Here is a 7,341-nt window from a genome sequence, read left to right as displayed (position 1 = left end):
CGAGCCCGAGCCCCACCCGTACGTATCCGCCGTCCACCGCGCCCCGCACGATCCCCGCCGTCCGCGAGCACGAGGCCGCCCGCGGCCCCGGCTGGCGGCCGGGCCCCGGCAGCGCCGTCGTCGTCGCGCCCGGCAGCAGCACCCTGGACGACGAGGCGCGGCTGCTCGCGAGCGAACTGAGGATCGCCCACCGCGGTGAGTCCCCCGCACGGGCGGGCGACATCGAACTCGCCCTCGACGGCGCGGCCGACGGCGGCACGGGCGGCGGCCCCGAGTCGTACACGCTCACCACCCGCGACGGGCGCGTGCGGATCGCGGCGCCCGACGACGCCGGCGTCTTCTACGGCACCCGCACCGTCAAGCAGGCCCTGCGGTCGGGCGGCGTCGTCCCGGAGGGCGTCGTCCGGGACCGCCCGGACCGGCCGCAGCGCGGACTGATGGTCGACATCGCCCGCAAGCACTTCACCGCGGCCTGGCTGGAGGCGCGGCTGCGCGAGATGGCCGACCTCAAACTGAACCAGCTCGGCCTGCACTTCTCCGACGACCAGGCGTTCCGCATCGAGTCGACGAGCCACCCCGAGGTCGTCGCATCCACCCACCTCACCAAGGCGGAGGTCCGGCGGATCATCGCCCTCGCCACCTCCCTGCACATCACCGTCGTCCCGGAGATCGACTCGCCCGGGCACCTCGGCGCGGTCCTCGCCGCCCACCCGTCGCTGCGGCTGCGCAACGCGCAGGGCACGGTGGCGCGCGGCGCCATCGACATCGCCAAGCCGGAGTCGGCACGCCTCGTCGACGAGCTGCTGCGCGAGTACGCCGCGCTGTTCCCCGGGCGGTACTTCCACGTCGGCGCCGACGAGTACCGGCCGCTGACGGCCCGGAACCCCGAGGCGTCGTACCCGGCCCTGGCCGCCGAGGCGCGGCGGCGGTTCGGCGCGCGGGCGCGGGTGCAGGACCTGGCGACGGCGTGGCTGAACGAACGGGCGGCGGTCGTGCGGGCGGCGGGCAAGCAGCCGAAGGCGTGGAACGACGGCTTCTACCAGGGCGGTGTGGTGAACGCCGACAAGGACATCGAGGTCGAGTACTGGACGGGCCGCGAGATCGGGGCACGGCCGCCGGCCGCGTACCTGGCGGAGGGCCGGAAGGTCGTGAACGTCAACGACCGGCACCTCTATTACGTGCTGGGCGAGCCCAACGAGTTCACGTATCCGACGGGCCGTGAGATCTACGAGCGGTGGACGCCCCTGGTGCTGCGCGGCACGCAGGCGGTCCCGGCACGCTACTCCGGGCAGATCCTGGGCGGCCGGTTCGCGGTGTGGTGCGACCTGGCGAACGCCCAGACGCAGGACCAGGTGGCGGCGGGCATCCGCATGCCGCTGCGGGCGCTGGCGCAGAAGGTGTGGGACCCGCGGACGCCGTCGCTCGCGTGGGGCGACTTCACGGAGCTGGCCGGCCGCCTGGGCCGGTGACAGGAGACGCGCTGCGAGCCCGCCCGGGGGTAGTGCGGGCCCGCAGCGCGGGTCTGATGTGGGCAGAATGTAACAGACGGGTGGGGGACATGTGTACGGGTCTGCGGACCCGTCCCGGAGGTGTCACCGAAGCGGGATTTCCCGCCGCGGCGAGTGACGATTTTCCGCCAGGGGGCGCAGTAAGGGGAGTACCGCGTCCGTCCGCGACGGGAGACGTCATGAGTCCCAGTACGAGTACGACCCCCAGCCTCGCCGAGCTCATCGCGCGGGCCGACGACCGCGGACTCGCCGCGTCCGCGCTCGCCTGCCTCGACCGCTGCCTCCCGCTCCTGGACCCGGACGCCGGCGAGCAGTTGCGCCCGCTGTGGCTGGGCGTCGCGCGCGGCGGCGCCGACTGGGCCGACCGCCTCACCGAGGCCAGGGCCGCCGTGGGGGACCCCGCCGCTGACGGCGAGGAGGCCGCCCTCGTACGCCGGATGCTGGACGCGGCGCCCGCCGAGTGGGCCGCCGCTCCCCTCCGTACCTGGGCGGACACCTGCTCGCTCGCCGCGCTGGAGGCACACCACCGGCTGTGCGCCGCACCGTCCCCGGACCTGGCCGAAGTGCTGGACCGGTGCCGGACCGGCGAGCCCGACGGCGTCGGCCCGCTCGCCGCCGGCGAACTGCGCCGCCAGGTCCGGGTCCTGGAGATCCTCGCGGACGGCGCGGCCTACGGGCTGCGCCGCGCCCTCGACCTGTCCGCCGAGGGCCGCCGCGTCCTCCAGGCGGTCGTCTCCCGCCGCGCCCGCACGGCGTGACCCGCGCGGTCAGCGGCCGGCCGTCACCTCGGTGACGAGACGGTTCGCCGCGAGGAGACTGAGGTCCGGCACGGCTTTCCGTACCGCCGCCACCGCCTTCACATGCTCGCGCGCCGCGTCGATCCCGGCGTCGTCCAGGATGCTCCGCGCCCAGTGCGCCAGCACCTCGCCGTCGCTCCGCGCGCACTGCGCCTCGATGATGGCCAGCGCCCGCTCAAGGCCGGGCCGTTCGGTGTCGGCCGCCGAGGCCAGGGCGCCGCGCAGCGCGAGCCGTATGTCGTTTCCGTCGCGGTACAGGACCAGAGGCACCTTGCCGAATGTCATGCGCGTTCTCCTTGTGTGAATGCCGGGTGTGCATGCCGGGTGTGCATGCCGGGTGTGCATGCCGGACTGCGGACTCCCCCCGTCCCGTTCGACGCCCACCGGCCGTGCCGGGTCACGGACTTGAGCGAGACCTGAGGTCCGGGCACACACGGCGCCGCACGCCCGCGTGACGTGTCACAGCAGGAGCAGCACCGCCGCGCCCCACAGCACCGAGACCGCCGCCAGCGGCGGCCCGACCGGCATGCCCTGCTGGCCGGCCGCGGCCTCCTCCAGCGGCCGCAGCTCCGGCCGGTGGAGCAGCGCCCGCAGTTCATCGGCGGCCCGTACGGCGTGCGGTACGCGGCCGAGGCGCCGCTCCAGCCACGCCCAGCCGGTGGGGGAGAGCGCGACCGTCGAGTCCTCGTCCCGGCGGATCCGGATGCTGTCATCGGCGTGCCGCACTGACGTGATCTCGTCCCACGCGATACGCCGCACCCGCCACGCCCCGGTCACCCACAGGCCGTCGCGGTCGGCCGCGATCCGCCACGTCAGCGCGGTGGACACGGCCGTGACCAGCCACGGCAGCCCCGCCGCGAGCCACAGCCAGGTCCAGGACAGGCCGTCGTCGAGTGCCGCCCAGATGCCGCCGCCCTGCACCACCAGGAGGCCGAGCCCGAGGCCGCGCGAGAACCCGTGCGCCGACCACACGCGGGGCCCGGCGGTGGGGGCGAGTTCCGCGGCGACCTCGTCGACGGGGCGCGGTCGTTCGGCCCGCTCGCGGCCCTGCGCCGGGCGGGCCACCGGCCCCGGGCGGGTCACCAGTCCCGGGGCGGCGGGCTTCACCGCGGTGACGCTGCACTCCACCGCCACCTCGTCGCCCTCGGCATCGCGCGCCACGAAGGCGAGTTCGGCGCCGGCGCAGGGGACCCCGTACAGCACGGCCTCCCGCAGCGGCGGGGGCGGGTCCTGGCCCTTGAGGATGTCCACCAGCTTGCCGAGCTCGACGGCGGCCTCCTCGGCGTCGCCCTCGTCGTGCCCGCCCTCGTCGTCTTCGTCTTCGTCCTCGTCGTCCTCGAAGCTGTACAGCGAGTGGAAGTGCAGGATGGGCTGCCTGCCCTGCGGGTCGTCGGCCGCGAACACCCAGGTCCGCCCGTCGTCGTGGCCCTCGCGCACCAGCACGCGCAGCACGGGCAGCGGCCCGCGCCGCAGCCGTTCGGAGCGGGTCCGCCCGTCCACGCCGTTCGCGAGGAAGGCCAGTCCCGTCACCGAGCCGGCCAGCACCAGCAGCTCCCACCCGAACGTGTCGTACGGCTCCGCGACCAGCGCCGACCAGTCGCCGTCCACGACGACGTCGACGCGGCTGTCGACGGGGAAGTCCTCGGGGAAGGCCGTCTCGAAGTGATGGGTACGCCCCTCCGCCTCCACCTTCAGCACGTCGACCTCGTCCTCGTCCTCGTACTCCACGGCGACGACCCGGCCCGACACGTGTGCGGCCCGCGCGGCCCGCTCCTCGTACGCGTCCGCGATCTGCTGGGCCTGCCAGTAGCCGAACGCGGCGACGGCGAGCAGCAGCGCGGCCAGCACGAAGGACAGCCGCCCCCGCCGGAACGTCCGCGCCGCGGCGGGCAGCGGCTGTACGACGGGTCCGGCGGCCTCCAGCGCGAGCGCCCGCTGCCGCCCCGCGAGAGCCAGCCGGTGCATGAGCCCCACGGTGGTGAACGCGGCGGCCACGACGAACAGGAGCGCGGCGGGCTCTTCGAGGGCCGCGGTGAACCCGCCCTCCACGGCGAACCCGGCCAGCACGGCCCCCAGCCCCGCCAGCGCGAGCCGCGGCTGCCGCCACACCCAGTACAGGGTCAGCACCAGCACCACGGTCACGCCGAGGCCGAACCAGTCGGTGCCGCACGGGTCGTCGGACGTGCAGGGGTCGACCGGAGCCGCCACCACGTCCCACGCCACGGCGGCCGCCAACGCCAGCAACGCCCACAGGGGATGGGCCCACCGGCCGGGCACGGAGCCCAGCCAGCGCTGGGCGTCGGGGGTCCGCCACGCGGCGGTGCCGGGCGGTATGTGCTCGGCGGGCAACGGCACGGGGTGTCTGTCCACCCGCGCATTATCGCGACGCGCGACGCCTCACAGGTTGTCGCCCCAGCCGCCCTGGATCATCGTCTGGAACGCCCATGTCCCGTCCCGCCTGACCAGGATGTCGGCGTAGCGCAACCGCTGCTTCTGCCCGCTCATGGTCATGGTCGAGTCGGTGAACACGACGGCCATGGCCGGGGACAGGAACACCGGCGTACGCGTGGACTCGAACGTGATGTCCTCGTCGCCGCTCCCCATGACCTGCGTCATCGTCGCGACGAACTGCTCGCGGTCCCACTGTGCCGCGCGGGCGTTGCCCTGTGAGTCGTCGCTGACGAGGTTGAGCGGGAACACGGCCATGTCGGCCATGCGCTCGATGTTCCGCCGCGCGCTCTGCGCGTCGTACTCCTCGAACCACGCGTCCAACGACGCACGGTCCTCGGCGGTCGGGGTGTATCCGGTGTCGGGCAGGTGGGTCACTCAGTCTCCTCGCTGACTGGTCAAGTTTGACTACGTGGGAGAAGGTATACCCTTCCGGGCCAGTAGTCAAACTTGAATAGGCGTGTCGTGCGTCACTTCGACTGTGACACTTCGGCCCGCGCGCACGCAGTGCAGAGCAGGTGCACACGTACCGGACGCGCGGCGCGAAGAGGTCGGTGTGGGGGGACACGATGCGGAGCTCGGCGCTGCGGTCGCGCGCGCCCAGCTCGGTGACGAGGACGCGTTCGCGCAGGTCTACCGGCTGGTGCAGCCGGGCCTGCTGGGGTACGTGCGCGGGCTCGTCGGGGACGACGCCGAGGACGTGGCGGCCGACGCGTGGCTGGAGATAGCCCGCGACCTGGGGCGGTTCCGCGGCGACGGCGGCGGGTTCCGCGGGTGGGCGGCGACCATCGCCCGGCACCGGGCCCTCGACCACCTGCGCAAGCAGCGGCGCAGGCCCCGCACCTCCGGGATCGAGGACGACGTACTGGAACTGCCCGGCGCGCACGACACCGCGGGCGCGGCGCTGGAGGCGCTGTCGACCGAGGAGGCACTCGCGCTGATCCGGGACCTGCCGCGCGACCAGGCGGAGGCGGTGCTGCTGCGGGTCGTCGTGGGGCTCGACGGCCCGGCGACGGCGCGGGTGCTGGGCAAGCAGCCGGGAGCGGTGCGGACGGCCGCGTACCGGGGGCTCAGAAGACTCGCCAGGAGACTCGGGCACGAGGGCGGAACGACAGGATGAGGCGGGCACAGGAACCGACGCCCTGGACAAGCGAAAAGCCCGTGTCCAACGGGCGCGGGCGGTGGGTTCCGGAGGACGACCGGGGCCGCCACCCCCCACAGGAGAGGCCCCGGTCGCCGTCCGCGGGTCCGTGGAACGGCCCCGTACTCCTCTCAGCGCCGCGGGTGCGTTTTCTGTCACACCACCCTGCGCCCCAAGCTGTTGCATGTTGTACAAACATGGACGAGATACGGCAGCAGCACGTAGCGTGCTGCTGCGCCATGGGCGGGAGCGGTCTGGGTGGACCTGCCGCGATGACGAACGGGTTGTGGGAGTGCTGGGGGACGACGCGGAGCTGACCGCCGCAGTGCTCGCGGCACAGGACGGGAACGAAGACGCCTTCCGTACTGTGTACCGCGCCGTGCACCCGCGGCTGCTCGGATACATACGCACGCTGGTGGGGGACACCGACGCAGAGGACGTGGCGTCCGAGTCGTGGCTGCAGATCGCCCGTGACCTGGACAGGTTCAGCGGGGACGCGGACCGCTTCCGGGGCTGGGCCGCGCGGATCGCCCGCAACCGCGCCCTCGACCATCTGCGGATGCGGGGCAGGCGTCCCGCCCAGGGCGGCGACGAGACCGAGCTGACCGACAAGCCGGCCGAGTCCGACACCGCCGGCGAGGCCATGGAGGCCCTCGCCACCGGCCGCACCATGAGCCTCATCGCCCAGCTCCCGCAGGACCAGGCCGAGGCCGTCATCCTGCGCGTCGTCGTCGGCCTGGACGCCAAGAGCGCGGCCGAGACGCTCGGCAAACGGCCGGGCGCCGTGCGCACCGCCGCGCACCGGGGGCTCAAACGACTTGCCGAACTGCTGGGCGCCGCCGACCAGGGCGGCGTCCCGCTCAGCGCTGTACCGCCGCAGCCCGGACCCCGGATCGGGACCGGCGAGCGGCCCTCGATCGCGCGCCGCGCTGTGACGCATTCGCGCGCGCGGACGCAGAAGGACATGTGATGGCCGACGAGCGGAATGGGTGGCTCGACCAGGCGGCGGCGGAGCGACTGCTGCGTGGTGAGCCGGTCGACGCCGACGACGATTACACACGGTTGCAGGCCGAACGCCTCACGGAGGCGCTGGAGGACGTCCGCAGAGCCGCCGGGCTCACCGACACGGGAAGCGCGGCGTCCGCCACCGGAAGCGCCTTGGGCCCCGGCGGGCTGCCGGGTGGTCTGGCGGGCGGTCTGCCGGGTGAGCGGTCAGGCGAGCGGTCAGGTGCGCTGCCGGGTGCGCTGCCCGGCGAGGAGGCCGCGCTGACGGCGTTCCGCGCCGCTCACGCCGCCCGTGCTTCCTCCCGTACGGCGGCCGCCGGCCGGGGTTCCGCCGCCGTGGCGGCGACCGGCGCGGGCGGGGACCTCGGTTCCGTACGGATCGGTGGAGCCCTGCGGCCGCTGCGCCGCGGGGAGCGGTCCGGGCGGTGGCTGCGGCCCGCCC

7 protein-coding genes and 1 pseudogene are annotated in these 7,341 nt (G+C 74.3%); 5 read left to right on the top strand and 3 right to left on the bottom strand.

Annotated elements, in window-relative coordinates; translation table 11 throughout:
* Positions 1-1,469: glycoside hydrolase family 20 protein (locus tag HTZ82_RS00070; protein WP_217623508.1), on the top strand; the 1,469-nt coding region annotated here is incomplete at its 5' end.
* Between the two features lie 218 nt (positions 1,470-1,687).
* A complete protein-coding gene (locus tag HTZ82_RS00065) occupies positions 1,688-2,266 on the top strand; it encodes a hypothetical protein (protein WP_175407148.1) in 579 nt (192 codons plus the stop codon).
* 9 nt (positions 2,267-2,275) lie between these two features.
* On the opposite strand, the gene HTZ82_RS00060 is transcribed toward HTZ82_RS00065, so the two are convergent.
* From HTZ82_RS00060 to HTZ82_RS00050, 3 genes are all read right to left on the bottom strand, one after another.
* On the bottom strand, positions 2,276-2,590 hold the full coding sequence (locus tag HTZ82_RS00060) for a hypothetical protein (RefSeq protein ID WP_175407147.1): 315 nt from the start codon (positions 2,588-2,590) through the stop codon (positions 2,276-2,278).
* A gap of 174 nt (positions 2,591-2,764) precedes the next feature.
* Positions 2,765-4,675 carry a hypothetical protein gene (locus tag HTZ82_RS00055; protein ID WP_309235240.1) on the bottom strand — a complete coding sequence of 637 codons (1,911 nt, stop codon included), beginning with the start codon at positions 4,673-4,675 and terminating at the stop codon, positions 2,765-2,767.
* Between the two features lie 27 nt (positions 4,676-4,702).
* On the bottom strand, positions 4,703-5,131 hold the full coding sequence (locus HTZ82_RS00050) for a DUF4440 domain-containing protein (protein ID WP_175407146.1): 429 nt from the start codon (positions 5,129-5,131) through the stop codon (positions 4,703-4,705).
* A 178-nt stretch (positions 5,132-5,309) separates the two neighbouring features.
* Here HTZ82_RS00050 and HTZ82_RS00045 point away from each other — a divergent pair, with 178 nt between their 5' ends.
* The 3 genes and pseudogenes from HTZ82_RS00045 to HTZ82_RS00035 form a co-directional block, all read left to right on the top strand.
* On the top strand, positions 5,310-5,873 hold the full coding sequence (locus HTZ82_RS00045) for an RNA polymerase sigma factor (protein WP_175407145.1): 564 nt from the start codon (positions 5,310-5,312) through the stop codon (positions 5,871-5,873).
* A 313-nt stretch (positions 5,874-6,186) separates the two neighbouring features.
* Positions 6,187-6,864, top strand: coding sequence for an RNA polymerase sigma factor (locus HTZ82_RS00040; protein WP_175407149.1), 678 nt, complete (start codon positions 6,187-6,189; stop codon positions 6,862-6,864).
* A pseudogene (locus HTZ82_RS00035) lies at positions 6,864-7,341 on the top strand (hypothetical protein); the annotation flags it as partial. The gene HTZ82_RS00040 and the pseudogene HTZ82_RS00035, both read left to right, overlap by 1 nt.

This window comes from Streptomyces sp. TRM64462, assembly GCF_013362995.1.
In the GTDB taxonomy this organism is placed as follows: domain Bacteria; phylum Actinomycetota; class Actinomycetes; order Streptomycetales; family Streptomycetaceae; genus Streptomyces.
The sequence above is the reverse complement of the archived record's forward strand: the minus strand, read 5'-3'. Positions and strand labels throughout refer to the sequence as shown.